Source organism: Janthinobacterium sp. P210006 (assembly GCF_036231885.1).
In the GTDB taxonomy this organism is placed as follows: Bacteria; Pseudomonadota; Gammaproteobacteria; order Burkholderiales; family Burkholderiaceae_D; genus Janthinobacterium; species Janthinobacterium violaceinigrum.
On the sequence record NZ_JAZARD010000003.1, the window covers coordinates 405,553 to 430,231 of the forward strand.

23 protein-coding genes are annotated in these 24,679 nt (G+C 65.4%); 9 read left to right on the forward strand and 14 right to left on the reverse strand.

The genetic code is table 11. The annotated features are described in order from the left end of the window. Nucleotides 1-5 precede the first annotated feature (5 nt). From VPH41_RS15820 to VPH41_RS15855, 8 genes are all read right to left on the reverse strand, one after another. A complete protein-coding gene (locus VPH41_RS15820) occupies nucleotides 6-1,418 on the reverse strand; it encodes an MFS transporter (RefSeq protein ID WP_328570736.1) in 1,413 nt (470 codons plus the stop codon). A 170-nt stretch (nucleotides 1,419-1,588) separates the two neighbouring features. Further along, complete coding sequence (locus VPH41_RS15825) at nucleotides 1,589-2,305, reverse strand: ribonuclease T2 family protein (RefSeq protein ID WP_152283029.1); 717 nt, start codon at nucleotides 2,303-2,305, stop codon at nucleotides 1,589-1,591. A 70-nt stretch (nucleotides 2,306-2,375) separates the two neighbouring features. Continuing rightward, a complete protein-coding gene (locus tag VPH41_RS15830; RefSeq protein WP_152255176.1) occupies nucleotides 2,376-3,476 on the reverse strand; it encodes a branched-chain amino acid aminotransferase in 1,101 nt (366 codons plus the stop codon). 117 nt (nucleotides 3,477-3,593) lie between these two features. Beyond that, entirely contained in the window at nucleotides 3,594-4,091 is a 498-nt protein-coding gene (locus tag VPH41_RS15835; RefSeq protein ID WP_152255175.1) for a Fur family transcriptional regulator, read from the reverse strand. 133 nt (nucleotides 4,092-4,224) lie between these two features. After that, a complete protein-coding gene (locus tag VPH41_RS15840) occupies nucleotides 4,225-6,576 on the reverse strand; it encodes a TonB-dependent receptor (protein WP_328570737.1) in 2,352 nt (783 codons plus the stop codon). 93 nt (nucleotides 6,577-6,669) lie between these two features. Continuing rightward, nucleotides 6,670-9,075, reverse strand: coding sequence for a TonB-dependent siderophore receptor (locus VPH41_RS15845; protein WP_328570738.1), 2,406 nt, complete (start codon nucleotides 9,073-9,075; stop codon nucleotides 6,670-6,672). Between the two features lie 91 nt (nucleotides 9,076-9,166). Beyond that, on the reverse strand, nucleotides 9,167-10,159 hold the full coding sequence (locus VPH41_RS15850; RefSeq protein WP_328570739.1) for a FecR domain-containing protein: 993 nt from the start codon (nucleotides 10,157-10,159) through the stop codon (nucleotides 9,167-9,169). A 13-nt stretch (nucleotides 10,160-10,172) separates the two neighbouring features. Then, nucleotides 10,173-10,685 carry a sigma-70 family RNA polymerase sigma factor gene (locus VPH41_RS15855; RefSeq protein WP_328570740.1) on the reverse strand — a complete coding sequence of 171 codons (513 nt, stop codon included), beginning with the start codon at nucleotides 10,683-10,685 and terminating at the stop codon, nucleotides 10,173-10,175. A gap of 276 nt (nucleotides 10,686-10,961) precedes the next feature. On the opposite strand from VPH41_RS15855, the gene VPH41_RS15860 reads away from it, so the two are divergent. From VPH41_RS15860 to VPH41_RS15875, 4 genes are all read left to right on the forward strand, one after another. Continuing rightward, on the forward strand, nucleotides 10,962-13,499 hold the full coding sequence (locus VPH41_RS15860; RefSeq protein ID WP_328570741.1) for a sulfite reductase flavoprotein subunit alpha: 2,538 nt from the start codon (nucleotides 10,962-10,964) through the stop codon (nucleotides 13,497-13,499). 136 nt (nucleotides 13,500-13,635) lie between these two features. Further along, nucleotides 13,636-13,821: a hypothetical protein gene (locus VPH41_RS15865; protein WP_070222074.1), complete on the forward strand. Its 186-nt coding sequence runs from the start codon at nucleotides 13,636-13,638 to the stop codon at nucleotides 13,819-13,821. Nucleotides 13,822-13,972: 151 nt separating this feature from the next. Beyond that, complete coding sequence (locus VPH41_RS15870; RefSeq protein ID WP_193316937.1) at nucleotides 13,973-14,128, forward strand: hypothetical protein; 156 nt, start codon at nucleotides 13,973-13,975, stop codon at nucleotides 14,126-14,128. 309 nt (nucleotides 14,129-14,437) lie between these two features. Further along, on the forward strand, nucleotides 14,438-14,836 hold the full coding sequence (locus tag VPH41_RS15875; protein WP_328570742.1) for a bacteriohemerythrin: 399 nt from the start codon (nucleotides 14,438-14,440) through the stop codon (nucleotides 14,834-14,836). A gap of 3 nt (nucleotides 14,837-14,839) precedes the next feature. Here the strand turns inward: VPH41_RS15875 and VPH41_RS15880 are convergent, their stop codons facing one another. Beyond that, nucleotides 14,840-15,682 (reverse strand): hypothetical protein, encoded by an 843-nt coding sequence (locus VPH41_RS15880; RefSeq protein WP_328570743.1) that lies wholly within the window; start codon nucleotides 15,680-15,682, stop codon nucleotides 14,840-14,842. Nucleotides 15,683-16,004: 322 nt separating this feature from the next. Here VPH41_RS15880 and VPH41_RS15885 point away from each other — a divergent pair, with 322 nt between their 5' ends. Beyond that, the gene (locus VPH41_RS15885; RefSeq protein WP_328570744.1) at nucleotides 16,005-18,245 is read left to right on the forward strand and encodes a TonB-dependent siderophore receptor; all 2,241 of its coding nucleotides are present in this window, start codon (nucleotides 16,005-16,007) and stop codon (nucleotides 18,243-18,245) included. Nucleotides 18,246-18,268: 23 nt separating this feature from the next. On the opposite strand, the gene VPH41_RS15890 is transcribed toward VPH41_RS15885, so the two are convergent. Next, entirely contained in the window at nucleotides 18,269-19,030 is a 762-nt protein-coding gene (locus tag VPH41_RS15890; RefSeq protein ID WP_328570745.1) for a nucleotidyltransferase domain-containing protein, read from the reverse strand. A 144-nt stretch (nucleotides 19,031-19,174) separates the two neighbouring features. On the opposite strand from VPH41_RS15890, the gene VPH41_RS15895 reads away from it, so the two are divergent. Both VPH41_RS15895 and VPH41_RS15900 read left to right on the forward strand, forming a co-directional pair. Further along, the gene (locus VPH41_RS15895; protein ID WP_328570746.1) at nucleotides 19,175-19,741 is read left to right on the forward strand and encodes a methylated-DNA--[protein]-cysteine S-methyltransferase; all 567 of its coding nucleotides are present in this window, start codon (nucleotides 19,175-19,177) and stop codon (nucleotides 19,739-19,741) included. Nucleotides 19,742-19,800: 59 nt separating this feature from the next. Continuing rightward, entirely contained in the window at nucleotides 19,801-20,175 is a 375-nt protein-coding gene (locus VPH41_RS15900) for a DUF1294 domain-containing protein (protein ID WP_287771316.1), read from the forward strand. A 25-nt stretch (nucleotides 20,176-20,200) separates the two neighbouring features. On the opposite strand, the gene VPH41_RS15905 is transcribed toward VPH41_RS15900, so the two are convergent. Further along, the gene (locus tag VPH41_RS15905; RefSeq protein WP_328570747.1) at nucleotides 20,201-20,923 is read right to left on the reverse strand and encodes a hypothetical protein; all 723 of its coding nucleotides are present in this window, start codon (nucleotides 20,921-20,923) and stop codon (nucleotides 20,201-20,203) included. 165 nt (nucleotides 20,924-21,088) lie between these two features. On the opposite strand from VPH41_RS15905, the gene VPH41_RS15910 reads away from it, so the two are divergent. Together VPH41_RS15910 and VPH41_RS15915 are read left to right on the forward strand one after the other, a co-directional pair. Beyond that, nucleotides 21,089-21,268, forward strand: a complete 180-nt coding sequence (locus VPH41_RS15910; protein WP_287771314.1) for a hypothetical protein — start codon at nucleotides 21,089-21,091, stop codon at nucleotides 21,266-21,268. Nucleotides 21,269-21,394: 126 nt separating this feature from the next. Beyond that, nucleotides 21,395-21,607 carry a hypothetical protein gene (locus tag VPH41_RS15915; protein ID WP_328570748.1) on the forward strand — a complete coding sequence of 71 codons (213 nt, stop codon included), beginning with the start codon at nucleotides 21,395-21,397 and terminating at the stop codon, nucleotides 21,605-21,607. Between the two features lie 64 nt (nucleotides 21,608-21,671). On the opposite strand, the gene cydX is transcribed toward VPH41_RS15915, so the two are convergent. From cydX to VPH41_RS15930, 3 genes are read right to left on the reverse strand one after another with little or no spacing between them, the layout of a single operon-like run. Then, complete coding sequence (gene cydX, locus VPH41_RS15920) at nucleotides 21,672-21,797, reverse strand: cytochrome bd-I oxidase subunit CydX (protein ID WP_092712907.1); 126 nt, start codon at nucleotides 21,795-21,797, stop codon at nucleotides 21,672-21,674. A gap of 22 nt (nucleotides 21,798-21,819) precedes the next feature. Then, complete coding sequence (gene cydB / locus VPH41_RS15925; protein WP_152283012.1) at nucleotides 21,820-22,974, reverse strand: cytochrome d ubiquinol oxidase subunit II; 1,155 nt, start codon at nucleotides 22,972-22,974, stop codon at nucleotides 21,820-21,822. 13 nt (nucleotides 22,975-22,987) lie between these two features. Further along, nucleotides 22,988-24,565 (reverse strand): cytochrome ubiquinol oxidase subunit I, encoded by a 1,578-nt coding sequence (locus VPH41_RS15930; protein ID WP_152283011.1) that lies wholly within the window; start codon nucleotides 24,563-24,565, stop codon nucleotides 22,988-22,990. Between the last annotated feature and the right edge of the window lie 114 nt (nucleotides 24,566-24,679).

Sequence of the window (24,679 nt, forward strand, 5' to 3'; positions counted from 1 at the left end):
GCCAGTCAGTCGCGCTTGCCCGCCAGCCACGCCGGCTGCGCCACCACCAGGCGCGAAAAGCTGGCGATGCTGGCCACGGCGGCAAACCCGGCCGCCAGGCACAGCGCATACGTCGTGCCCCGGCTGGCGGAAACCGTGAAGCAATACGCGACCAGCGCCGCGCCCGTGGCTTGCCCGATCAGGCGCGACGTGGCCACCACGCCGCTGGCCCCGCCTGCCCGCTCGGGCGGCGCGCTGCCCATGATGGCTTTCAGATTGGGCGCCTGGAAAAAGCCGAAACCGATGCCGCACAGGGCCATGCGCCAGCCGATATCGAAAGCGCTGGGGTGGGCCGGTATCCAGACCAGGGTCAGCAAGCCGCCGGCCAGCGCCGCCAGGCCGATGCCGCCCAGCACACCGGGCGAGTAGCGGTCGCTCAGGCGTCCCGCCACGGGCGCCATCACGGCCACCAGCACGGCCCACGGCGTCATCAAGAATCCCGTTTCCACGGGCGAACGGCCCAGGGTCACTTCAAAATAAAACGGCAGCGAGACGAAGGCCAGGCCCTGCGCGGCAAACGTGCAGATGGCCGTCAGCGACGACAGCAGGAACAGGGGACGGCGGAACAGGTCGATGGGCAGCATGGGCGCCGCGTGTCCCGCCTGGCGGCGCAGCAGCAGGACAAAGAACACCACCACGGCCAGCAGTTCCGGCAGCAAGGTGGACATCGACGCGTGATGGGCGGCGTCGCCGAACAATAAAATCAGCAGGCCGAAGGCGCCCACGTTGTACAGCGCCGTGCGCGCATCGAGGGTGTGGCCGGACAGTTTCGTCGCCGGCAGCATGCGGCTGGCCAGGAAGAGACCGAGCAAGCCCAGCGGCACATTGATGGCGAACAGCCATGGCCACGACGCCGTCGCCAGGATCAGGGAGGCGGCCGTGGGCCCGATGGCAAACGCGACGGCCACCACCAGCGCATTGTTGCCGAACGCGCGGCCCAGCAAGTGTTTGGGGTACAGCGCGCGCAGCAGCGCCGTATTGACGCTCATCATGGCGCTGGCGCCCACGCCTTGAAAGAGCCTTGCCACCACCAAGGACGGCAAGGACCAGGCCAGCGCACAGGCGAGCGAAGCCAGGGTAAACAGGAACATGCCCGAGATAAACACGCGCCGGTAGCCCGTGATTTCCCCCAGCGCGGAAAACGGCAGCAGGGTTGCCACCATGGCCAGCTGGTACACATTCACGATCCAGACGGAAGCGGCCGGCGTCGTATGCAGCTCGCTGGCGATGGCCGGCAAGGCCGTGTTGGCAATCGCCGTATCGAGCGAAGCCATGCCCACGCCGATGGCCAGCGCCAGCATGGCCCATAAACGGGCGCCGGGCGGCAAGCCGTCCTCGCCCACGAGGAAGGGCTGCGCCCTGTTTTGCTTGAACATCATTGATCCGATACGAATTCCATGCCGCGCCGCCAGCCACGCCTACGCCAGGCATCTTCTTGTTAGCGGCCAATAATGTGGCCGCAAGCAAGACACTAGCATGGATAAACGGAGTCTGCCGGACAGCCCCCTCTGCAGGCCAGGCTGCCTGTTATCGGATGATTACGCGAGTTTTATTTCTTGCAATCGATGACCTTGAAATCTTTCGAGTAGCAGATGCGCAGTTCGCCCGAGTGCTTTTCATAGCCGAGCCAGCGGCCTTTCAGCTGCGGGTTATGCTGCTTCATCCACTGGAACAGCTCGTTTTTCGGCATGGTGGTGTCCGGTAACTTCAAGGCCTGGAACAGTTCGCGCTCTTTCTCGAAATACTGCTTGGCCGAATCGAAATCGCAGGCGCCATGTTTTTCCCATTCGCCCTGCAGCAAGGCTTCGCCCGGCTGCATGCACATGTAGGGCAGGATCTCGGCTGGCGCCAGCTTCGGCAGATTGCCCTTGCAATAGCGCGGATGCAGTTCCGTCTTGCGCGGGGGCGTGACGGAAATATCTTCGCAGGTGGCCGGATTGTCCGATTGCGCCCACAAGCCATGCACGATCCAGCCGAAGTGGTTGCTCTCGGCGCACTGGAAGGCGGCTTTCTTCGATACTTCGCCACGGCGGCGCTGGCTGTCGCAAAAGCCGGGCGACCACGACAGCGCCAGCATGAAGTAGTCGGTGGGCACGTTCGTGCTTTGCTTGTAGCACGTGTTTTTCTCGTCCGACGGCTTGACGTCGTAATCGTAGTAGCTGACATTGCGGGGAATGGCGCACGTGGCGTCGGCTGCGTGGACGGCGCCGGCAGACAGGCTGAGGAACACGGCGGCCAGCGCGGGCAAGACGGAGCGGATTTTCATCGAGTTTCCTTCAAGATATAAAAACGCCGGCAACTGGGTGCCGGCGCGGTATGGAAATTACACCATCAAATTAGCAAACGGTGTGCATCCAGCCGTGCGTGTCCGGTGCCGTGCCATGCTGCAAGCCCAGCAGTGCTTCGCGCAGGGCCAGGGTGACGGCGCCGTTTTCATTGTTGTTGATGGTCATTTCAAAGCCATTGGCCTTGGCCACGCCCACGGGCGTGATGACGGCGGCCGTGCCGCAGGCGAACACTTCGGTCATGCGGCCCGAGGCAATATCGTCGCGCCATTGCTGGACGGACAATTTACGCTCTTCCGTCGCATAGCCCAGGTCTTTCGCCATTTCCAGCAGGCTGCGGCGGGTGATGCCTGGCAGCAGGGTGCCCGTCAATTCCGGCGTCACGACGGTGACCTTGTCGCCATCCTTGTACACGAAGAACAGATTCATGCCGCCCATTTCCTCGATGAACTCGCGGTGCACGGCGTCCAGCCACACGACCTGGTCGCAGCCCTTCTCTTGCGCTTGCGACTGGGCCATCAGGCTGGCCGCGTAGTTGCCCGCGCACTTGGCTTCGCCCGTGCCGCCCGGTGCGGCGCGCACAAAATCTTCGCTGATCCACACGGTGACGGGTTTCACGCCTTTCGGGAAGTAGGCGCCGGCCGGCGAGGCGAACAGCACGAACAGGTATTCTTCCGAAGGACGCACGCCCAGGTAAGGATCGGTGGCGATCATCAGCGGACGCATGTACAGGCTCTCGCCCGTGTTCTTCGGCACCCAGTTGCGGTCTTGCGAAATGAGCGCATCGCCCGCTTCCAGGAACAGCTCGACAGGGATGGCCGGCATGGCCAGGCGCGCGGCGCTGCGGTTGAAGCGTTCCGCGTTCTGTTCTGGACGGAACGTCTTGATGCTGCCATCGGGCTGGGCAAACGCTTTATAGCCTTCGAAGATGGCCTGGCCGTAGTGCAGGGACGAGGCGGACGGGTCCAGCATCAGCGGGCCGTAGGCTTTCAGTTCGCCCTGCTGCCACTTGCCGTCGCGGTAAGGAATCACCACCATGTGGTCGGTGAAGATGCGGCCGAAAGCGGGATTGACCATGCGCGCGGCGCGCTCGGCGTCGGACAGGGGGTGGGCGGATGGGGTGACGACGAGATTCGGTGTGGAAGTGGTCATGGCAGCAGAAGACGAGTCAGGGAGAATAAAGAGATTCCCTATTGTAGCGCCTAATCCGCCCGGCGAGGAGGCGGATGGGGCGGCGCCTATTGTTGCGCCGCATCAAAAGGCGGGCCGTCAGCCGGCCCGCAGCGCCCTGCCCCGCCCTGCCTGCGCGTCCTCGGCGCACTGGCTGCAGCGCATCTGCACGGACAGCACGTTGGCGCCGATTTCCATGCCGTGCACGGCCGCCGCCTGGCGCAGCTGCTCCACCAGCGGCGCATCCTGCACCAGCACGCTGCGTTCGCATACGCGGCACACGAGGTAGCAGCTGTCCGCCGCCACCCGCTCGGGCTTGATCAGATAGCGCGCCTTGTTGCCGCTGGCACTCGCTTCGCGCTCGCGCAGCAGCAAGCCCGCCTGTTCCATTTCCTTGAGCACGCGGTATATCGTGCCCAGGCTGACGGCAATGCCGATGTGCAGCAGTTGCTGATAAATGCTTTCCGCATTCATCGCTTGCCGCTGCGTGCCGGCCAGCACCTGCAGGATGCAGATGCGCGCGCTGGTCGGGCGCAGGCGCACGGCGCGCAGGCTGTCGAAAACGCGGCCATCGCCCTGGTATGGAATGTCTTGCATGGGATTCTCCGCTTGTGCGTTCAGCTCTTCCTACCTTGCCAAGCGAGAGCGCAAAAAGGGAACCGGAAAATGAAAAAAGGCGCCGCCCCACTCTGCCGGGACGGCGCCTTGCGCTAGCTCAAACGGGCGAACATCAGAACTTCATGTTGGCCGTCAGGGTTGCGGAACGGCCAGGAGCCACGCCAGCGTAATGCGGCGAGGAAACCTTGTCGAAGTACAGCTTGTTCGTCAGGTTCTGGATGTTCAGCTGCAGGGTCACGTTGCGGTTGACCACGTAGCTGGCCATGGCGTCGAAACGCGTGTAGGCCGGCGCGTATTTGTTGTTGGCCACGTTGGCATAGACCTTATCGACGTAGTTCACGCCGCCGCCCACCGTGATGGCAGGCGTGACCAGGTAGGACGTCCACAGCGACGCGCTGTTTTTCGGCGTGGTGGGGAACTGGTTGCCGTTGTACGGCGACGGCGCGTACTGCGTCACGCCATTGATGACGCCATTCGTCACGTAGCCATTGTTTTCCACGATGGCGTTCAGGTGCGTGTAGCCGCCGAACACCGACCATTCCTTCGTGATATTGCCGCTCAAGCCCAGTTCGATACCCTTGACTTGCTTGTCGCCCACGTTTTGCGTGCTGCCATCCGGTGCCGTCACGCGCGCATTGCTCATGTCGCTTTGGAAATAGGCGCCGCTCACGGACAGGCGGCCACCCGGCAGCACTTCCCATTTCGTGCCCAGCTCGAAGCTCTTGCTTTCTTGCGGCTTCAGGTTCTGGATGGCGACCGTCAAGCCGTCGATGCCGTCGCCGCCGTCATTGCCCGGTGGCGTGGACGAGGTGCCGTAGGACACATACACGCTGCTGTTGGTCGATGGCTTGTACACGAAGCCAGCCTGGTAGCTGGCGAACGTGGCGTGCACATTGGCGCTGGTGGCGGCGGTGGTCTTGCCGTCGAGCGTGTATTGCGGCGTGTTCAGCGAACTCTTGTAGTCATCCCAGCGGATGCCCACGTTCAGCAGCCACTGCGGCGTGAACTCGATGGTGTCGAAACCGTACACGGAACGGGTGTTGGTAACGATGTTCGTGCGGGCCGGCGACACCGTGCGCGTGTAGACCCATGGGTCGTTGGCGTTCGGGTTGAGCAACGGTGCGCAGTTGTACAGGGTGGCCGCGCCATAGGTCGGGCAATTGGTGCCGACTTTTTCCAGCGGGTTGTTGGTCCCCGGGCTGAACAGATAAGAGCTGCGGTCCGTTTCCTCGCGGCTGATTTCCAGGCCCACGGTGTAGGTGTGCTTCACGCCGCCGGCCAGGAATTCGCCGCCCAGGCTGGTCGCATTGGCCAGCGCATCCGTATCGGTCGTGCGCGTGTTGGCGCGGCGCCAGACGGTGCCGTACAGCATGGTATTGCCCTTGGAGTCGTCGGGCTGGGTCCACACGTAGTCGTTGCTGGTCTTGCCGTAACGGGTCACGTTGCGCAAAATCAATTTATTGCCGAAGTCGTGGCGCACGTCGATGGTGCCGATATCGCTCTGCGTGTCGCGGAAATCGCGGTTGACCAGGCCATAGAAGGTTTCGCGCGGCACGTTGACGGGGGTGCCGTTGCCGTTTTTCGACACATTGGCGCCGGAAGAGAACGGGTTGTTGAACGGCAAGCCGGTGTCCGGCAACTCGCTCGACTGCATGTGGTAATAGCTGAGGGTGGCTTGCGTGGCCGACTTCAAGCCGAAGGTGATCGATGGCGCGATGCCCCAGCGGTCGCCATTGATGTAGTCGCGGCCGGCAACGTGGGCGTCGTGCGCCATCACGTTCAGGCGCACGGCCACGTCGTCGCTGATCACGCGGTTGACGTCGGCCGTGGCGCGGCGGTACTTGGCGCTGCCCAAGCCCACGGTGGCGTTGGTGAAATCTTCCGCCTTCGGCGTCTTGCTGATCAGGTTGACGCCGCCGCCTGCGGACGAGCGTCCGCCGTAGGCCGAGTTCGGGCCCTTGACGACTTCGATTTGTTCCAGCGCAAAGATTTCACGCGATTGGGAACCCGTGTCGCGGATGCCGTCGATATACGTATCCGTTTGCGCGTTGTAGCCGCGGATGAACAGATTGTCGCCCACGGGATTGCCCCCTTCGCCGGCGCCGATGGTGATGCCCGGCACGGTGCGCAGCGCATCCGTCAGCGAGACGGCGCCCGTTTGCGAAATGATTTCGGCGGGAATCACCGTCACGGATTTCGGCGTGTCCAGCAGCGGCGCCGTCAGCTTGTCGTTGGCCGATTTGACGGGCGCCTGGATCAGGCGGTCAGCCGTGCCCACGACCTTGACTTCTTGCAACTGCTGCGGCTTGTCCACCGTTTGCGCGTGCAGCGCCAGCGGCATGGCCAGGGTGGCGAACGCGGCCAGGGCCGTGCCGTGCATGCGGGGCGCGGCGGCGGTCTGGTGCTTGCGGCTGCGGATGATGGCGGCCGGCTTGGCGGCGCCCGCTTGGTCTTTCAGTGTCATCGCTATCTTTCACTCTATCGGATGGATTAAATTATGGCTGGCTACTGCGCCGTGGCGCCTGGCTGGCTCGTTGATTGCTTGGGTACGACAAAACTAGAACCGCCACAGCGCCGTCATGCGTAACGCCCTGGGCGAGCCGGGCGCGATGTTGTCGTTGCTGTGGGCGGAGGCAAAATATTTTCTGTTGAACAGGTTTTCCACGTTCAGCTGCAGCTGAAATGTTCCTTGCGGCTTGAAGTAGAGCGCGCCATCGGCGCGGGCAAATCCCGGCAGCGCCACCGTATTCGACACGGACGCATACACGGCGCTGCGGGCAATGATGCCCAGCGCCGCGCCCCAGGCGGGCGAAAAATCGTAGCGGTTCCACAGCGACAGGCTGTGCCGGGGCACATGGGCCACGGTGGCGCCTTCCAGGGCCGAGGCCGATTGCGTGGCCGTCAGCACGGCCCGCTGCCACGCATAGCCGCCCGCGATGCTCCACCCGGGTTGGACCTTGCCCTTGACTTCCAGTTCCAGCCCCTCGCTGCGCTGACCATCGACCAGCATGGCCCGCGTGGCGTCGTTCGGGTCGGTGACGGCGACCTTGCTGCGCGTCAAACGGTACAGGGCCGCGCTGGCCGACAGGTCCGCCGTGACTTCCCATTTCACGCCCGCTTCCACGTTGCGAAAGCGCTCAGGTTCGAACACGGCATTGCTGGGCGTCAATGACGCCAGCTGCTCCCCCGCGCGCGGCAGGAACGACTGGCTGACGCTCGCATACAGCGACAGGGCCGGCACGGGCTGATAGATCAGGGCCGCGCGCGGCGACCACGGCGCATCCGTGCGGGCAATGCGCGCGCCATTGCGGCGGTTGAGGAAATCGACGGCAAAGCGCTCGTAGCGCAGGCCGGCAATCGCCTGCCAGCGCGGGCTGAAGCGGACCTGGTCCTGCAGATACAGGGCGGCCGTGTCGGCCACGCCATGGTTGTCGGCATCCGTGGCGCTGGGGCGGAAGGTCACGGGCAAATCCGTCACAGGCTGCGATGTGGGCAGGCTGATGTGCGTGACGCCCTCGCCCAGGGTCGTGAAATAACCGGTGTTGCGCAGATTGTCCGTCGTCTGTCGGCCCAGCTCCCCGCCCGCCGTCAGGCGGTGCTGCACGGCCCCGGCCGTCACCGTCCACTCCACGTCCGTCTGGTTGAACAGGTTGCGCCGCCGGGTGGCGCTGTTGTACGCCAGCACCGTCACGCTGGCGCCATCCGCGCTGACGGGGCCGGGAAAGGCATTCTGGTACAGCTTGTCGTAATCGGCCAGGCGCGTGCGGTTGCGCAAGACCGCGCCGCCGGCGAACGCATGTTCGACGCTCACGCCCAGTGCATCGATGTAGGCCCACGAGGGGCTGCTGCCGGCGATGCCGAAAAACGTCGACGGGTCCGTGTCGAACGGCCGGCCCCGGTACGAAGGCAGGCCCCGGTCCGTCACGCGGTCGTCGCGGAAGTGTTCATAGCTGGCTTGCACGGAGGTGCGCGGCGACAAGCGCCAGGCCACGACGGGGTTGACGGCGCTGCGGCGCAATTTGACGCCCTGGCGAAAAGAGCCGCTGTTTTCCGCCATGGCGTTGACGCGCACGGCCACGTCGCTGCCCACGACCTGTTGCAGATCGATGGCGGTGCGCCCGTTGCGCCAGGCGCCCAGGCTCAGCGTTGCTTCGCCCCCATCGACCCACTGCGGCTGCTTGGTGGTCCGGTTGATCACGCCACCGCCGCCGCCATGGCCGAAGACCAGGGCGTTCGACCCCTTGATGGCCTCGACCGCTTCGATATTGTAGAAATCGCGGTAGTACTGCACGTCGTCGCGCATGCCGTCCAGGTAAAAATCCGAGGTCGAGCTGTTGCCGCGCATCACGGCCGTATCGCGATTGCCCTCGCCTGCGGCCGTGCCCACGCCGGGCATGTAGCGCATGGCGTCGGCCAGGGTGCGCATGTCCTGGTCGCGTATCAATTCGCGGCTTACCACACTGACGGCCTGCGGCGTGTCATGCAGGGCCGTGTCGTTGCGGCTGGCAGCGGACGAGCCAAGGCGGCGGTAGCCATCGTCGCCGCTGCCCTGCACAGTGACGGGCGCCAGCACCTGCAAGCCGGCGCCCACGCCATCGAGGTCGGCGCGCACGGGCGGCGGCGCCAGGCGCACGATATAACTTCCGTCCGGCAATTGCACGGCCACGAGACCCGTCCCCGCCAGCAATTGCTGCAAGCCCTGGGGAATGGACAGGGTCCCGTTCAAGCCGCCGCTGCGTTTGCCCTGCGTCAAGCTGCCTTCGGCCGACAGCAAGATCCCCGCCTGCCCGGCGAACTGGCGCAGTGCCGGACCCAGCGGCGCGGCAGCGATGCGGAAGCTGCGCGGCGCATCCCCGGCCGCCGCTGCCATCGCATACATGGCAGGCACGGCCAGCAGCGCTGCGGCCAGGGACAGCGGCAGCAGGCGGCGGGCAAACGGCAGGCGGGACGGGAACAGCGGCACGGATTTCCTTTGTTGTCTTGTTGAGCAGGCTACTTCTACCTTGCCAAACAACTTTTCAAAAAGGGAACCACTTTTTGAGAAATATTCTTATTTACTGTTTTGACTGCGGCGACTGGGCTTCCACCGTGACCCACCAGTCATGCAGGCGATTGATTTTCACGGGCAAGGTCGCTTCCAGCGCCGCCAGGATGCGGTCCGTATCGGCCAGCGGGTAGCTGCCCACCAGGCGCAAGTGCGCCACTTCGGGCGCGCAGCCCAGGTGGCCGCGCCGGTAGCGCGACAGTTGCGCGAGGAAATCATCGAGCCGCATCTGCTCGGGCTGCAAGCGGTATTCGATCCAGGCGGCCCCGTTCGGGTCGGCGGCGAAGGGCTCACCGATGAAGCCGTCGCCAAAGCGCACTTGCCGGCCGGCCGGCACGATGCGCGGCGCGCCGCCATCGCGGGGCGCCACCTCGACGCTGCCCTCGTAGACGGCCAGCAAGGTGGCGCCGTCCTGCGGCTGCACGCTGAAACGCGTGCCCAGCGCGCGCAGGCGGCCGTGCACGGTGTCGACCACCAGCGGCCGCGCCGGCTGCTGGCTGTCGCGGGCCGTGGCGATATAGATTTCCCCGCCATGCAGGGCGATGCGGCGCAGGCCGGGGCTGTAATCGAGGTCGAGGGCGGTGGCCGTGTTCAGCCACAGCTGAGAACCGTCGGCCAACGCCAGCTGGCGGATGGCGCCCACCGCCGTTTTTTCGCCCGCATTCAGGCTGGCGACCCAGCTGCGCGTATCGCGCCGCAGCAGCACAGCGCCCCCCATGCCGGTCGTCAGGCACAGCGCCAGCAAACCCTTGACGACGGCGCGGCGGCGCGCCTGCACCTCGCGGGAACCGGCAGCGTCGAGCGCCTCGCGCGCCGGTTGCGCCGGCACCTGGCGAAATTCGGCGCTGACGGCTTCCACCCTGCGCCAGGCGGCGCGGTGGGCGGACGAGCTGGCATGCCAGCGCTCCCAGGCTTGCTGGTCGGCAGGACCGGCATCGTCGGCGCGCAGCACGGCAAACCATTCGGCCGCTTCCTGCAGGATGGCGTAGTCGGCTGGCGGCATGCCAGAACCTGGATCAGGCGGCATCGTCCATGCACAGCATGCATTGCAGCATGGCTTGCGCCATGTATTTCTTCACCATGCGTTCGGAGACGTCCAGCTGGCTGGCGATCTGCGCATACGTCAGGCCGTCGAGCTGCGCCAGCAGGAAGGCCTGGCGCGCGCGCGGCGACAAGGTATCGAGCATGGCGTCGATGCGGCACAGGGTTTCGACCACGAGGACCCGCTCTTCGGGCGATGGCGCCGTCATTTCGGGACGGCTGGCCAGGGCCGCCAGGAAAGTGCGTTCCAGGGTCAGGCGGCGCCAGTGGTTGACCAGCAAGCCATTGGCGACCGTGCTCAGGTAGGCGCGCGGCTCGCGCAGGCTGTCGGCCGATTGCGTGGCCAGCATGCGCACGAAAGTGTCTTGCGCCAGGTCCGCCGCACCGTCGCGGCAGCCCAGCTTGCGCCACAGGCTGTTGACCAGCCAGCCATGGTGGCTGGAGTACAGGTCGCTAAAGATATCGAGGGAGGGAGAAATGGTGGACACGGGCAAACAAGCAAAGGGGCTGCCAAACTTGCCTGCCAAGTGGGTCAGCCGGTATCGGAAACGCATGATCACGAATGAGAATGATTTTCATTTTCACATAATTTGACGGCGATGTAAATTATCAATGTCATCATTTTGACGTTTCGTGGCAATTTTTCACCACAAAAAGCTGACGCCATCATTTGCGAATGATTCTCGTTTGCGATACTATACTAGCCTCCTATCTACCTGCCATGCCTGACGCCCCTGCATGGCGGCGCTATCGAAAGCCGATTCATGACGACCTCCCCTTCCTTGCCCCTGCCGCGGGCCAGCGCCGACGAAATGCCGGATACCGTCCAGCAGCGCCAGCCTGCCGCCGCCCCGCCGCAACGGCGCTGGCACTGGAGCTGGAGCTGGAAGCAGGTCTGGTTTCAATTGCACTGGTTCATCGGCATCACGGCCGGCACGGTGCTGGTGATCATCGGCCTGAGCGGCGCCACCCTGGCGTTCAAGGATGAATTGCTCGATGTGATGAATCCCGGCGTGCGCCATGTGGCCGTGGAAAGCCGCGCGCCGCTGACGCCTGGCCAGCTGAGCAACATTGCCGCCGCCGAACACGGCCAGCGCGTGACCTCCATCACCATGTATGCGCAGGCGGGCGCCGCGCCGCGCCTGTTCTTCGCGCCGAAGAACGGCCAGCGGCGCGGCGAATCGGTCTATGTGCACCCGTACACGGGCGCCACCCAGCCCGCGCTGGCGGGCGCAGAATTTTTCGAGTGGACGGAATCGCTGCACCGCTGGCTGCTGCTGCCCCGCGACCCGGGCCGTCAAGTGGCGGGCGCGCTGGCCCTGTGCCTGCTGGGCCTGGCGCTGTCGGGCCTGTATCTGCGCTGGCCCCGCCGTCCGCTGGACTGGCGCACCTGGCTGACCTTCGATCCCGCCCTGAAGGGCCGCTCCTTCTTGTGGAATCTGCACGCCGTGGCCGGCACCTGGTGCCTGGTGGTCTACGTGGCGCTGACCTTGACGGGCATCTACTGGAGCTATGACGTGGTGCGCGACAATATCGACGCCTGGGCCGGCAAGCCCCCCCGCGTGGCGCAGGCGCCGGGCAAGAAAGGCCCGGCCAGGGAGAAGCAGGAAGCGCCGGCCGTCGACATCGGCCTGGCCTGGAGCAGCTTCCAGCAGCATGCCCCCGGCTGGACCCTGGCCAGCGTGCGCCTGCCGACGCGCGCCGGCGAAGCCGTGCAGTTCACGTGGCTGGCCAGCGACGCACCGCACGAGCGGGCGCGCAGCCGCCTGTCGATTGCACCGGCCGACGGCGCGGTCACGGAAAACGAGCCGTACAGCCGGCAGGGCCTGGGTTCCCGCCTCGTCAACATCATTTATCCGCTGCACATGGGCACGTATTTCGGCTTGCCGGGGCGCATCATCGTCACCCTGGCCAGCCTGGGCCTGCCCCTGTTCGCCATCACGGGCTGGATGCTGTACCTGGGCCGCCGCAAGGCAAAGCGGGCCGTGCAGGCGCAGCGCGCCATGCTGGGCGCCGGCGCGCCGGGCCAGGCAAACACGGGCTTGCCTACCCTGGTGGCCTACGCCAGCCAGTCGGGCCAGGCCGAGCGCCTGGCGCTGGAAAGCGCGCGCGCCCTGCAGCAGGCGGGCGTGGCCGTCGACGTGCAGTCGCTGGACCGCTTCGATCCCGCGCAATTGCGCCAGTACGAACGGGCGCTGATCGTCGCCAGCACCTTTGGCGAAGGCGAGGCGCCGGACGGCACGCGCCGCTTCGCGCGCCTGCTGCAAGCGACCTCCGGCACGCCGCTGGCAGGCCTGGAAGTGGGCATGCTGGCCCTGGGCGACCGCCATTACAGCGCATTCTGCGGCTTCGGCCATGCGCTGGAACGGCAGCTGCGCGCGCTGGGCGCCACGCCCCTGTTCCCCCTGATCGAGGTGGACAAGCACGACCCCGCCGCCCTGGCCGACTGGTCCAAGGCGCTGGCCCGCTGCAGCGGCAGCGCCATCGACGCCATCGGCGTGCAGGAACAGGCCTCGTATGCCGAGTGGCGCCTGGCGCGCCGCGTGCTGCTCAACCCTGGCAGCCTGGGCGGCGAACTGCATGAAATCACATTGACGGGCCCGGCCGGAACGGACTGGGAAGCGGGCGCGCTGGCGGAAATCATCGCGTGCAACGCGGACGGCAGCGATGGCGACGCGCATGGCGCACAGCATGCGCCGCGCAGCTACTCGCTCGCTTCGCTGCCATCGGATGGCGAACTGCAGTTGCTGGTGCGCCAGGAACGCCATGCGGGCGGCGAAAACCTGAGCTATGGCATCTGTTCGGGCTGGCTCACGCGCTTCGCCCCGCTGGACAGCCCCATCCGCCTGCGCCTGCAAGCCAATCCCGCCTTCGCGCCTGCCCTGGTTGACGTACCCTGCATTTATATCGGCAACGGTTCCGGCCTGGCGGGCCTGCGCGCGCACCTGCGCGCACGCCAGCGGGCGGGACTGGCGCGCAACTGGCTGCTGTTCGGCGAGCGCCAGCAAGCCGTGGACAGCATCTGCGGCGCCGAGCTGGACGCCTGGCTGGCCGATGGCCACCTGGCGCGCCTGGACCGCGTCTTTTCGCGCGATGGCGGAACACAGCGATACGTGCAGGACCGCCTGCGCGACCAGGCCGGCGATTTGCGCGACTGGCTGGCGCAGGGCGCTATCGTCTACGTGTGCGGCAGCCTGCAAGGCATGGCCGCAGGAATCGATGCTGTGCTGCAAGAAGTGCTGGGCCAGGAAGGACTCGACGCCCTGCTGGCAGCCGGACGCTACCGCCGCGACGTGTATTGAGGCACATCAGCCCTGTCCGCTGCACCGCCCCGCTATGTGGGCAGGCGCACGGTCGGGGCCAGCCATCGGACTAGAGTGGGGACATGGCGGCACGGCGACCTGCCCGCCGCCCCACCCACCGTCTGCGAGGCCTCCCATGAAAAACCCCTGGATGAGCATGTACCTGAGCGCCGCCAACCGCATCGCCAACACGGCGCGCGGCCACGCCACGGCCGCCGTCAAGCGCGAAGCGGCAAAGAATACGCGGCAATTGACGCAGGTGTGGTTCGATTCCTTCCTGCCCGCCGCGGGCAAGCCGCGCCGCAGCCGCAAGGCAAAATAGGCGCGGCCACGGCCCCCGGCTGGTGCAGTGCATCACAGCAACTAGTTGAAGTTTCAATCAGATGAACTAAACTGCAAGCATGGTAGTACATAAGTAAGTGACCGGCAGGCGCCGCATCCCCGCGCCGCCGCCGGGACACCGGGAGACGACCATGTTGACGCTCAAAGTGCTGCTGTGCCTTGCCCTGTCGGCCTTGATGCTTGCGCCCCTCGTGCTGCGCGATGCGATGCTGACGTCGGCCGTGCAGCAGTTGCAGGTACCGAATGTCGATGCGCAGGGCATGTGGGCCCACTGGCCCAAGCAATAAGACGCGCAGCTGAGAAAACACCGCTGGCGGCGTTGCTTTGACTTGCCGTACTAGCGTACTGTCTGCGTCAAAGGCGCCTTGCCAGCGGCGTTTTTCAGCGGCGCTCGGTAGTGGATTGCATCGTTGAAACCGCTTTGTTGCGGATGGGGCATTGTTCCCCATTTTTCATCCCCATGTCTCAATCGCCCGCACGCTTCCCTCCGCCCCCTTCGCCGTACTTTTGATCCAGATCATGGATTTCCACCTTCGCTGCGCCCACACTGGAACAGTCCGCTTCGCACCGTGACGGACTTAACCGGGAGCATCGGCATGGGTAAATCGCATTGGAAGAATGAGATGGCGCTGGGCGTTCCCGCCATCGACGAGGCGCATGAAGCGCTGTTTCAGGAGCTGGCGCGGCTGGGGCAGTTGAGCGACCAGCACTTCAGCGTGGCGTTCCGCGAGCTGATTGCGGCCGTCGAACGCGATTTCCGCGAGGAAGAGGATTTGATGGAGGAAATCGGCTTTCCCTCGCTGGCCAACCACCGCGAACAGCATGCGCGCGTGCTCAGCGGCTTGCACCACGCCTGGGCCGCCGTCGATGAAGGCGACCTGGCACAGGGGCGCCATGCGCTGTCGCTGCTGCCGCAATGGCTGATCTTCCACCAGGCCACCATGGACCTGGCCCTGGCGGCGGCGCTGGAAATGGTGCAGCGCCAGCCCAGCTAATTTCTACAGCAGCAGCACCGTCGCCTGCTCGGGCAGGACGACGCGGTAGTGTCCCGGGTATTTGTCTTCGCCGTCGAAAATCTTGCAAAACACGGGCTGGTTGATGTCATTGACGGCCGGCTCGTTCATGGGCAGGGTGGCGATCAGCTGCTCGCCATCGACCAGATGCAGGGCGCTGCCCCGCTCGGACGCGCAAAAGGCCAGCGATTGCACATCGCTGGCGAACGGCCGCTTGTACCACGGCGTGATGGCCCGCACGGCGCGCCGGGCATCCTGCAAGACCTGCCCCACGCGCGTGACGTTCCACGCGTCGCGCGCCACCGATGGCTGGAGGACGATATTGGCCGTCAGCTCGCCCCGGCTCTTGTTCACCAGGAAGGTGCCATCCTGCGCGGCGATATCCTCGTTGAGGGGCACGACAAACACGCCGCCGTCGGACACCTTGATCGGCATGGGGGCGCCATTGCCTTGCAAGGCCACGCGCACATCGTCGATGGTGGCGCTCAGCTTGGCCGGAATCAGGCGCAGGGCCATGACCACGCTGCCGCTCGACACTTGCCACACTTTCCTGGCCGTCAGATAACTGTCGCGGTAAGCCGTGAAGCGCACGCGCGGCGCCTTGGCGTCGCTGCTGCCGGTGATCGTCACCGTTTGCGGCGGCAAGGCCTCCCCTGCGGGAGCCGGTGCCGCGGGCGCCGCGGGTGTGGCAGGCGCGCCAGCATCGGCGGCGGGCGGCGCGCTGGCGCTCTGCAGCGGCGCGGGAACAGCCGGAGGCGGCGCGTGTTCCTGGGCCTGGCCCAGCGACACGACACACAACCATCCGGCACAGGCGATCCATATACGCATGCATTTCTTTCAATAAGGAAAATATTTGGTCAGCGCCTGCATTATCGCAGAAGGCCAGGCGATGCGCCGCCCTTGACCTGCACGCACTCTTTTGGTGCGCGCGCTTGATTATTTGGCAAATACCACTTATATTGATAATGATTCTTATTCACGAAAGTGGCGGGAATCGCGCGCCCTTCTTTTCCACTGCCCGACGCGCCGGGCCTTGCGGTGGAACTGCTATCCAAGCCAGACCCCGGGCCAGCGTCATGCCATCCCCCCAGCTACTGCGCGCCCTGCCAGACGAGATAGGAAAACACAACGAAAAGACTCCAGGAAAACGATGCAATCGACGACAGTACCCTCTTCTTCGCGCCAGCCCGCCTTGCGCCCCCTCCCCCATCTGCTGCAACTCGCCCTGCTGACCCTTGCCGCCGGCGTGGCCCTGCCGGCACAGGCCGCCGACACGGCAGCAAGCGACAGCGCAGTGACCATGCCGGCCATCACCATCCTGGGCCAGTCGACGGCGGCGACGGAAGGCACGCAGTCGTACACGGCCGGCGAAGCGCGCAGCGCCACGCGCATGGACCTGTCCTTGCGCGAAACGCCGCAATCGGTCAGCGTCATCACGCGCCAGCTGCTCGACGACCTGGGCGCCGTGCGCCTGGACCAGGCGCTGGCGCAAACGACGGGCATCCAGGTAGGCCAGAACGACACGGAACGCACGCGGTTCTATGCGCGCGGCTTCGGCATCGACAATATCCAGATCGACGGCATGGCGCGCGGCGGCAATGCGCCGCTGCAAGACACGATTTTGTACGACCGCATCGAAGTCGTGCGCGGCGCCACGGGCTTGATGGGCGGCAAGGGCGACCCGTCGGCCACCATCAACATGATACGCAAGCGTCCGACAAAGGAATTCCAGGCCAGCGCCGGTCTCATCATGGGCCGCTGGGATGACCAGCGCGTCGAGGCCGACCTCTCCCTGCCGCTGAACGCCGATGGCAGCGTGCGCGCACGCACGGCCCTGGCGTGGCAGGAACGCGATTCCTACCTGGACATGTATCACGAACGCAAGACGGTCGGCATGGTCATCGTCGAGGCGGATGTGCGTCCCGGCACCCTGCTGACGGCCGGCGTCGATTACCAGGACAACACGCCCACAGGCGCCACCTGGGGCGCCGTGCCGTACTGGAATGCGGATGGCAGCCTGGCCAAGCTGCCGCGCAACACCAGCCTCTCGACGCCATGGAGCACCTGGGGCAACCAGCAGCACACGGTATTCACGTCGGTGGACCAGCGCCTGCCCGGCAACTGGAATATGCACCTCGGCTATGCGCGCACGGAAAGCACGAACCGCACCACCGTCGCCTACGCAGGCGGCGGCCATCCCGACCCGGCGACGGGCAAAGGCATGTTCCTGTGGACGGGCGCCTATGGCGCAGGCAAGACCACGGGCGACAACTTCGACGTCTACGCCAGCGGCCCGTTCACCTTGCTGGGACGCAAGCATACTGCCATCGCCGGCTGGAACGGCGGCAACCAGCGCGCCCGCTCGCTGGGCGGCGAGGCGGAAATCAACTACCCGAACTTCCTGCCCGATTACCGCAGCTGGACGGGCAACATCCCCCGTCCCGTATTCCACCCGGACGGCTCGCGCACGGAAACCGTCACGCGCCTGGCGGGCGGCTATGTGGCCACGCGCCTGAGCCTGGCCGATCCGCTGCACGTGATCATCGGCGCGCGCAGCAGCACCTACCGCACGGACACGCGCAACTACGATACGCGCGGCGTGCACACGGACAACAGCGACTTTGCGGAAACGCGCAATGAAGTGACACCGTATGTGGGCGCCGTGTTCGACATCAACAAGCAGTATTCGGCCTACGCCAGCTTCACGCAGCTGTTCAACCCGCAAACGAGCAAGGACCGCAACAACAAGTTCCTGGCGCCGGAAACGGGCGACAATGCGGAACTGGGCATCAAGGGCGAGTTCTATGAAGGCAAGCTGAACGCGTCGGCCGCCCTGTTCCACACGAAGAAAAAAAACCTGGCGGAACTGGACCGCACGGTGCCGCCCGGCTTCCTGCTGCCCGACGGCGGCCAGGCCATGGTGGCCAACGGCACGGGCGTGACGGCCAAGGGCGTGGAATTCGACGTCTCCGGCCAGCTCACGCCCGCCTGGGAAGCGAGCGGCGGCTACACCTATCTGCACGCGGCCGAGGCCGATGGCCGCCGCGCCGCCACCACGCAGCCTCGCCACCTGCTGCGCCTGGCCACCAGCTACCGTTTCGATGGCCGGCTGGCAGGCCTGAAGGCGGGCGCCAGCATGACGGCGCAAAGCGCCACCTACAGCGAATCGTGGTACGGCCGCCCGCCCTCGGGCGACATCACCAACATCCCGCAGGCCGGCTACGCGCTGGTCAACGCCATGGCCAGCTATGCGCTGGGCAAGCACGCCAGCGTGCAGCTGAACGTCAACAACCTGCTCGATAAAAAGTACTACCGCAACGTGGGCTTCTTCGACGGCGTGTTCTGGGGCGAACCGCGCAACATCAGCATGACCGTGCGCACGGCGTTTTAAGCCTGCTAGCCTGCTGCCGCGCGTCAGCCCGCCGGCGCGCTGCGCCAGTGCGCGGGCGCCGGCAGGGTAAAGCCATCGAGCAAGGGACCGCCCACGGGCGCCAGCACGGCGGCGGTGACGTCCGCGAACGCGCGCTGGCCGGCGGGCAAGTCGCTGGCGGCCAGGCGCATCGCCCCGTCCAGCTGGGCGGCGATGGCGGCGTCGCATGCCTGCAGGCGGCGGAACAGGTGCTTGCCGCCGCCGCTCCACTGGCCGGCCGCGCGCAAGTGCAGGTCGGCCAGCGCTTCGTACAGCTGGCAGGCGACGGCCAGCGCTTCGCCCGGGTGCGTGCTGTCGACCAGGTCTTCCAGCGCGGTGGTGATGGCGTAGCGGCGCCGCTGCAGGTGTTCCACGTCCAGCACGGGCGGACCCGCACGGTCGATGGCGTGCGCCAGCCCATGCAGCCGGGTATAGGCGTCGGTGGCAGGGAGAATGTTTTCCCCTTCCACCACCATCGTCACCAGCGGCACCTTGCCGCCGGGCGCATCGATTTCCTTGCAAAAATACGTAAACGTGGCCAGGTCGTGTCCGAACACTTCCACCGTGCGTCCTTCGGCCACGAGGGTGTCGCGCCAGGCGCAATCGACGTGGTCGAACAGCAGCAGCAAGTCGATATCGGAACTGGCCGTCTGCCGGCCCGTGGCGAACGAGCCGCCGATGATGGCCGCCACGGCCGTGGGATGCTGCTGCCGCACCAGCCGCGCGGCAATCGCGCGGATGGCGTCATAGGTGGGGATCGTCGTCAAGGCTGGTTCTCCGTAAAAAAAACACTATCCTACCCGCAATGTGCATGCGGCTGCCATGCGCCCCGCCATCCTGCTAAACTGGCGCTATCTCACTCTCTTCATCTAGTACAGCGTTCGCCGCGGCGGCGTGGTCAAGGAACAGCAATGGAAACCGTTTGTAGCGTAATGCCCTCGCCCGTGGGCGAGCTGACCCTGGTGGCGCGCGGGGCGGCGCTGGCCGCCATCCTGTGGGAAAACGACAAGCCGAACCGCGTGCGTCTGGGCGAGATGCGCGTCGATGACGGCTGCGCCGTGCTGCAGGAAACGGCTCGCCAGCTGCGCGAGTATTTTGCCGGCACGCGCCAGCGTTTTGACGTGCCGCTCGATTTTGCCGGCACGCCATTCCAGCAGGAAGTCTGGCGGGCGCTGCTGACGATACCGTACGGCCAGACGCGCAGCTATGGCGAGATCGCGCGCCAGATCGGCCGTCCCGCCGCCGTGCGCGCCGTGGGCGCCGCCAACGGCAAGAATCCCATTTCCATCATCGCCCCCTGCCACCGGGTCATCGGCGCCACGGGCGAATTGACGGGCTTTGCGGGCGGCCTGCACGCCAAGGAAATTTTACTGGCGCTGGAAGGCATTTCCCTGTCCAGCGACCGCGAAGCCTTGAAAACGGGCCACGCCCGGCGCCGCGCCGTGCAGATTGACACGGCGCAAGGCTGTTTATTCTAAGCAGCGGCATCGTGCCCCTTGTGGGATACTCACGCCCTTCGCTCAAGCTTACACATCCTATGCCCTACCTTGCCATCCTGTTCTTTGTCGTGCTGTATTTGCTGGCCACCTTCTTTTTCCACATCCCCGCCTTGGTCGCCCTCGTGTATGGCGTGCTGAGCCTCAGCTGTTTCGTCGCCTATGCGATCGACAAGTCCGCCGCAAAAGGGGGGCGCTGGCGCACGTCGGAACGCACCTTGCTGCTGCTGGGACTGCTCTGCGGCTGGCCAGGCGCCGTGCTGGCCCAGCAATGGCTGCGCCACAAGTCCAGCAAGCGCTCATTCCGCATCGTGTTCTGGATCACGGTGGCCATCAATCTCGCCGCTTTCGTGTATTTCAGCATGCATTATGCGGCGCCCGACATCGGCACCGAGGTGGCGCCCATCGAGCTGTAGGACCAACCCGGCCCGGCCAGTCCCCTTACTCGCCCAGCAGGCGCAGCGATTCCAGCCAGTCCGCCTTCCATTCGCGCAGCAGGGGCTGCGTGGCGAACGCCTTCTTCAGGTGCGCCATCGGCACGCGGTGCACATCGTGCAAGCCGAACGCCAGGGTGACGGGATGCCACAGATGGCTGTTCTTGCCGCCGCGCGAATTCTTGCGCACGCGGGCGCCATCGTCGCCGAAGATACCCACGCCAGCCGCCATGCCCTGCTCCAGGTCGACCTTGCCCACACCGGCAAAGGCAATCAGAATCTGTTCGCGCCCCAGGCCCTTCAGCGCGCTGGGCAAGACCACGGGCGCCGCTTTTTCTTCAGTGGAGACGTCCGGCTGCGGCTGCTGCAGCTCCTTGAGCAAACGCAACAGATCGCGCTCCTGGAAATGCAGGCCGTCCAGCGGCACGCGCAGCCCCGGCGCCTTCAGTTCGATGGCGATATTGCCCGAGTCGCGCGTCAAGCGCAGCCAGACGTCGCCGGCGCCCGAGGCCAGGTGCTGCTTGTCGCCGATGAACACGACGGGCGCCGCATAGCGCGTCACGCCGTCATGGAACAGCTCGGCCCATTGCTCGCTGTAGTCGAGCCACACATACGGCAAGCCGCCCTGCTCCAGCAGGCGCGCCAGGGTCCACGGCGTGCCCGTCTGTTGCGCCAGCCAGGCGCAGGCTTCAAGGGCGGTGGCGCGGTACGGCAAAGGAAGGGAAGTCATGGCAGGTCCGTAGCTAAAAGTGGAGCGCAGTGTAGCAGACGCCGCGCGTAGCGCCTGCGGCAGGCGCATCTGGCGCGCCTTTCTGGCGCAATGTGCTAGGCTGGAAGCAGCAGCCCGCGCCATGGCCATTCCGGCCGCCTGGCGCACCACCGCAAGGGGATCATCATGCATTCGAGCACCAACGCCGCCACCACGCCCGCCCCGCCGCCCGAGCGCGATTCGCCCACGCCGGCCAGCGAAAGCCATGCCGAGCAAGCGCTTGATGAAGCACTCAAGGAAAGCTTTCCGGCCAGCGATCCCATCGCCATCGCCACCCCGAAGCCCGCGCCCAAGGCCCCTTCCTGAAACCGCGTTCCACCAGCCACCGTTGCGGTGGCTTCTTTTTTTCCTGAAACTGAATCCGGCCGCCCCGCCCGCGCGTACATGGCTATGCCATGACCGAACGAAGTTACTACGCGGAAAGGAATCGCCATGCAGCACTACAGCAAGAAGACGGATCCCCTGGATCAGCGCCTGTACCTGGCCCAGCGCATCGACCAGGCCGATGCGCGCCTGCAACGCTTGCACGATGCGGCCGAGCGCGAACGCTGTGCGCAATGGATCACGGCCTGGGCCGTGGCGGCGGGCGCCGACGCGCCGCGCGGCATGAAGCTGCGCATCCGCGGCGAATTCATCCTGCTTTGACCAAAAGCAAAAAACCCCGCCCGGTGCAGCTGCACGGGGCGGGGCCGGTCAAGCCGACGCGCGCCTAGTTGGGCGTGTCGCGGTATTGCTCGGGCGTCGTGTCGCCATCGGCAATTTCATACCACATCGCGTTGAGCACGGCGAACGTCGCCGCCAGCGGAAGACCCAGTATCCAGGCGAAATACCACATAGTTATATCCTTTCGTAAATTCTTAGTAGGCGTGACCGCTCTCGTCCGCAATGGCCTTGCCGTCAACTTTGCCCCACAGCACTTTATATACCCAGGTCGTGTAAGCCACGATGAGGGGGATGAAGACGGCCGTGACGACCAGCATGATGAACAGGGTCATGTGGCTGGACGAGGAATCCCACACCGTCAGGCTGGCGCGCGGGTCGATCGACGAAGGCAGGATGAACGGGAACATGGCCGCGCCCACGCTGAGGATGATGCCGGCGATGCTGGCCGCGCTGGCGACCAGGGCAGGCACTTCGCGGCGCGCGCGCAGCAGGGCAAACGCCAGCAAGGGGCCCAGCAAGCCCACGGCTGGGGCGATCCAGGTCCAGGGATGGGCGGCAAAGTTGAGGAACCAGGCGCCCACGTGGACTTCCGCCGTTTTCAGCATCGGGTTCGACGGACCGTCGACGACGACGGCGCTGGTGACGCGGTAGCCATCGACCCACAGCCACAGGGCCACGCCGGCCAGCGCATACAGCACGACCGTCGCGATCGCCGCCACGCTGCCGTAGCGGCGCGAACGTTCCGCCACGGCACCGTCCGTTTTCACCTGCAGCCAGGTGGCGCCGTGCATCACCAGCATGGCCACCGACACCAGGCCGCACAGCAGCGCGAACGGGTTGAGCAGCGCAAAGAAGCTGCCGTCATAGAAGATGTGCATGTCCGACGAGAAACGGAACGGCACGCCTTGCAGCACGTTGCCGATGGCCACGCCGCAGATCAGGGCCGGCACGAAGCCGCCCACGAACAGGGCCGCGTCCCAGCGGGCGCGCCAGCGGGGGTCTTCGCGCTTGCTGCGGAACTTGAAGGCCACGGGACGCACGATCAGCGCCACCAGGATGACGAACATGGCCAGGTAAAAGCCCGAGAACGACACGGCGTACAGCTGCGGCCAGGCGGCAAAGATGGCGCCGCCGCCAAGGATCAGCCACACCTGGTTGCCTTCCCACACGGGACCGATGCTGTTGATGATGACCCTGCGCTCGAGGTCCGTCTTGCCCGCGAACGGCAGCAGGATGCCCGTGCCCAGGTCGAAGCCGTCCGTGATGGCAAAGCCCACCAGCAGGATGCCGATCAGCAGCCACCAGATCAGGCGCAGTGTTTCGTAAGAAATCATTTCATGCAAAATCATGGTCTGGCCCTCCTTAGGCGCGTTGAGTACGAATGGCTGCAGCCGCCGGCACGGGGGCCGGCGCCGTCTCTTCCGGCCCCTTGCGGATGGCCTTGAGCATGAGCTTCATTTCGATAATCAACAGCACGGTGTAGATGGCGGCAAAGCCGGCGATGGTAATGAGCAAGGTGGTCGCGCCCAGGTTCGAGACGGCCACGGCCGTCGGCAGCACGCCTTCGATCACCCACGGCTGGCGGCCCACTTCGGCCACGATCCAGCCCGCTTCAATCGCCACCCACGGCAGCGGGATGGCGAACACGGCCAGCTTCAGCAGCCAGCGGTGCTTGTCCAGGGTGCGGCGCGTCGACAGCACGAAGAACGTGCCAGTGAGCAAGATGAAGAACATGCCCAGGCCCACCATCACGCGGAAGGACCAGAACAGGGGCCCCACGGGCGGCACGGTATCGAGCGCGGCCTTGCGGATCTGCTCGGGCGTGGCCTGGCGCGGATCGTCGACGTAGCGTTTCAGCAGCAGGGCATAGCCCATGGACTGGCCTTTCGACTCGAACACGTCCTTCGCCTCCTGCGGCACGGGGCTGCCCGGCGCCACGCTGCGGATGGTCTGCAGCGCGTCATACGCCTTGATGCCATCCTGGATCAGCAGCTCGCCGCGGTCGACCAGCTGCTCGATGCCGGGGATTTCCGTCGTCAGCGAACGCGTGCCGATCAAGCCCATCACCATCGGGATGTGCACGGCGTAATGCGTCTCGCGCGCCTTCGCGTCGGGGAAGCCGATGGCCGTGAAGGCGGCAGGCGCCGGCTCCGTGGTCCACATGGCTTCGATGGCGGCCAGCTTCATCTTCTGGTGTTCGGACGACAGGTAGCCGCTTTCATCGCCCAGCACCACCACCGACAGCGTCGCGGCCAGGCCGAACGAGGCCGCCACCGTCATCGAGCGCTTGGCCAGCTGCACGTGGCGGCCCTTCAGCAAATACCAGGCGGAAATACCCAGCACGAAGATTGCCGCCGCCGTATAGCCGGCCGACACCGTGTGCACGAATTTCGCCTGCGCCACGGGATTCGTCAGCACGGCGCCGAAGTCCGTCACTTCCATGCGCATGGTCTGCGGATTGAAGGCCGCGCCGACGGGATTTTGCATCCAGCCGTTGGCGATCAGGATCCACAGGGCCGAGAAGTTCGAGCCGATGGCCACCAGCCAGGTCGTGATCAGGTGGCCCCGCTTCGACAGCTTGTCCCAGCCGAAGAAGAACAGGCCCACGAAGGTCGCTTCCAGGAAGAAGGCCATCAAGCCCTCGATGGCCAGCGGCGCACCGAAAATGTCGCCCACATAATGGCTGTAATAGCTCCAGTTCATGCCGAACTGGAATTCCATGACGATGCCCGTCGCCACGCCCATGGCGAAGTTGATGCCGAACAAGACACCCCAGAACTTGGTCATGTCGCGCCAGATGGGACGGTTCGTCATCACGTAGACCGTCTCCATGATGGCGAGGATCACTGACAGGCCTATCGTCAGCGGAACGAATATAAAGTGGTACAGAGCTGTCAGCGCGAACTGCAGTCTGGATAAAGCGACAATATCGAAGTCCATATGATTTCCTTGGTGTTTCCCTACTGTAATTGTAAACTTGGTATCTATCTGATGCTGTTCGATTGGTTCCACCCCTCACGCTGACGGACGGAACCTCCTGTGTCTCCAGTCTTT

What these genes read in the sequence shown, in the direction of transcription:
- VPH41_RS15830 (WP_152255176.1), bottom strand. Translation starts at nt 3,476, where the DNA reads ATGACCACTTCCACACCGAATCTCGTCGTCACCCCATCCGCCCACCCC.
- VPH41_RS15860 (WP_328570741.1), top strand. Translation starts at nt 10,962, where the DNA reads ATGACGACCTCCCCTTCCTTGCCCCTGCCGCGGGCCAGCGCCGACGAA.
- VPH41_RS15850 (WP_328570739.1), bottom strand. Translation starts at nt 10,159, where the DNA reads ATGCCGCCAGCCGACTACGCCATCCTGCAGGAAGCGGCCGAATGGTTT.
- VPH41_RS15900 (WP_287771316.1), top strand. Translation starts at nt 19,801, where the DNA reads ATGCCCTACCTTGCCATCCTGTTCTTTGTCGTGCTGTATTTGCTGGCC.
- VPH41_RS15820 (WP_328570736.1), bottom strand. Translation starts at nt 1,418, where the DNA reads ATGATGTTCAAGCAAAACAGGGCGCAGCCCTTCCTCGTGGGCGAGGAC.
- VPH41_RS15885 (WP_328570744.1), top strand. Translation starts at nt 16,005, where the DNA reads ATGCAATCGACGACAGTACCCTCTTCTTCGCGCCAGCCCGCCTTGCGC.
- VPH41_RS15905 (WP_328570747.1), bottom strand. Translation starts at nt 20,923, where the DNA reads ATGACTTCCCTTCCTTTGCCGTACCGCGCCACCGCCCTTGAAGCCTGC.
- cydX (WP_092712907.1), bottom strand. Translation starts at nt 21,797, where the DNA reads ATGTGGTATTTCGCCTGGATACTGGGTCTTCCGCTGGCGGCGACGTTC.
- VPH41_RS15915 (WP_328570748.1), top strand. Translation starts at nt 21,395, where the DNA reads ATGCAGCACTACAGCAAGAAGACGGATCCCCTGGATCAGCGCCTGTAC.
- VPH41_RS15870 (WP_193316937.1), top strand. Translation starts at nt 13,973, where the DNA reads ATGTTGACGCTCAAAGTGCTGCTGTGCCTTGCCCTGTCGGCCTTGATG.
- VPH41_RS15825 (WP_152283029.1), bottom strand. Translation starts at nt 2,305, where the DNA reads ATGAAAATCCGCTCCGTCTTGCCCGCGCTGGCCGCCGTGTTCCTCAGC.
- VPH41_RS15875 (WP_328570742.1), top strand. Translation starts at nt 14,438, where the DNA reads ATGGGTAAATCGCATTGGAAGAATGAGATGGCGCTGGGCGTTCCCGCC.
- VPH41_RS15835 (WP_152255175.1), bottom strand. Translation starts at nt 4,091, where the DNA reads ATGCAAGACATTCCATACCAGGGCGATGGCCGCGTTTTCGACAGCCTG.
- VPH41_RS15930 (WP_152283011.1), bottom strand. Translation starts at nt 24,565, where the DNA reads ATGGACTTCGATATTGTCGCTTTATCCAGACTGCAGTTCGCGCTGACA.
- cydB (WP_152283012.1), bottom strand. Translation starts at nt 22,974, where the DNA reads ATGATTTTGCATGAAATGATTTCTTACGAAACACTGCGCCTGATCTGG.
- VPH41_RS15840 (WP_328570737.1), bottom strand. Translation starts at nt 6,576, where the DNA reads ATGACACTGAAAGACCAAGCGGGCGCCGCCAAGCCGGCCGCCATCATC.
- VPH41_RS15865 (WP_070222074.1), top strand. Translation starts at nt 13,636, where the DNA reads ATGAAAAACCCCTGGATGAGCATGTACCTGAGCGCCGCCAACCGCATC.
- VPH41_RS15880 (WP_328570743.1), bottom strand. Translation starts at nt 15,682, where the DNA reads ATGCGTATATGGATCGCCTGTGCCGGATGGTTGTGTGTCGTGTCGCTG.
- VPH41_RS15910 (WP_287771314.1), top strand. Translation starts at nt 21,089, where the DNA reads ATGCATTCGAGCACCAACGCCGCCACCACGCCCGCCCCGCCGCCCGAG.
- VPH41_RS15895 (WP_328570746.1), top strand. Translation starts at nt 19,175, where the DNA reads ATGGAAACCGTTTGTAGCGTAATGCCCTCGCCCGTGGGCGAGCTGACC.